Below are 1,480 nucleotides of genomic sequence, written 5' to 3'. Positions count from 1 at the left end.
TGCATCGGCGCGGCGGGCGGCGGCGCAGGAACCGGCGGCGGAGGCACCGTTTCGACAGCGGCAGTTTCGGGCGGCGCAGCTTGCTCCGACGGGCGCGGCGGGAGTTCGGGGCCGGCCTGGAACCAGCTGTGCCGGCACTTGGCACAGCGCACGGTACGGCCGTCCACGCCGATCGCACTGTCGGGGACGACATAGCGCGTCGCACAGGCGGGACAGGCGATTATCATAAAACGGTCTAAGCATGCCGAGAGGGGCTGAAACAATAGGGTGCAAGGGGGCAAATCGCCCATGCGCCCTTTTTTCCACATGCATTGACGCGTATAGGCACCCTTGCCATCGCGCGACGCACCAAACCGCCCATGCGGGACATTGCCAAACGGCCCCCGCGCCGACATGGTAGGCGGGCATGGCGCACGACCAAACACGCGAACGGGGCCCGATCTTTCTGCCATGAACCAAGCCGCCGCCGAGATTGTCCAGTTCGACAATGTCGGGCTGCGGTATGGCGCCGGCCGCGAAGTGCTGGCCGATGTCTCGTTCACGCTCTATCCCGGCTGCTTCTACTTTCTCACCGGCGCCAGCGGCGCGGGCAAGACCAGCCTGCTCAAGCTGCTCTATCTGGCGCAGCGCCCCTCGCGCGGGTTGATCCGCATGTTCGGCACCGATGCCATCACCCTGCCGCGCGAACGCCTGCCCGGCTTTCGCCGCCGCATCGGCGTGGTCTTCCAGGATTTCCGCCTGGTCCCGCACCTTTCGGCGTGGGACAACGTGGCCCTGCCGCTGCGCGTGGCCGGGCAAAGCGAAAAGGACATCGCCAAGCCGGTTTCCGACATGCTCGAATGGGTCGGGCTGGGCGACCGGTTCCAGGCGCGCCCCGCCACGCTTTCGGGCGGAGAACAGCAGCGCGTGGCGATCGCCCGCGCCGTCATCGCCCGTCCCGATATCCTGGTGGCCGACGAGCCGACCGGCAACGTCGACCCGGAGATGGCGATCAAGCTGCTGCGCCTGTTCGAAAGCCTCAACCGCCTGGGCACCACCGTGGTGGTCGCGACGCACGACCTGCACCTGATCCGCAAGGTGCCCGATTCGCTGATCATGCGGCTGGACAAGGGCAAGCTGGCCGATCCGACCGGCGCGCTGCGCTATCCCCCGCGCCGTCCGGTCGACACCGGCGGCAATGGCGATGGCCCGATGGGCGATGGTGGCCTGCCATGAAACGGCATACCTCATGAAGCGTTTGGCCAGTGCCCTGCCCCGCACGCTGCGTGCCCTGGGTGGCGAAGGCGAATCCCGCCTGCTGCCCGAGGCGCGCCTATCGGGCCCGATGCCGTGGGTGATCGCGATCATGATCGCGCTGACCGTGGTGGCTGCGGCCAGCGCGCTGGCGCTGCGCCATGCCGCGCAGGCCGCCAGCGCCGATCTGGAAGGGGGGGTGACGGTGCAGATCGTCTCGGCCGCGCCGGCCCAGCGCCAGCGCCAG

The 1,480-nt window shown here is 68.6% G+C and carries 2 protein-coding genes and 1 pseudogene; 2 read left to right on the top strand and 1 reads right to left on the bottom strand.

Annotated elements, in window-relative coordinates:
- The coding region (locus tag H926_RS34465) for a zinc-ribbon domain-containing protein (protein ID WP_028657558.1) at nucleotides 1–227 on the bottom strand (227 nt) is incomplete at its 3' end.
- A gap of 223 nt (nucleotides 228–450) precedes the next feature.
- On the opposite strand from H926_RS34465, the gene ftsE reads away from it, so the two are divergent.
- Complete coding sequence (gene ftsE / locus H926_RS25500; protein WP_022675169.1) at nucleotides 451–1,215, top strand: cell division ATP-binding protein FtsE; 765 nt, start codon at nucleotides 451–453, stop codon at nucleotides 1,213–1,215.
- A gap of 13 nt (nucleotides 1,216–1,228) precedes the next feature.
- Nucleotides 1,229–1,480 (top strand): annotated as a pseudogene (locus H926_RS25495) (cell division protein); the annotation flags it as partial.

This window comes from Novosphingobium sp. B-7 (assembly GCF_000410615.1).
In the GTDB taxonomy this organism is placed as follows: domain Bacteria; phylum Pseudomonadota; class Alphaproteobacteria; order Sphingomonadales; family Sphingomonadaceae; genus Novosphingobium; species Novosphingobium capsulatum.
Note: the sequence above shows the minus strand (reverse complement) of the source record. Positions and strands in the feature narration are given on the sequence as shown.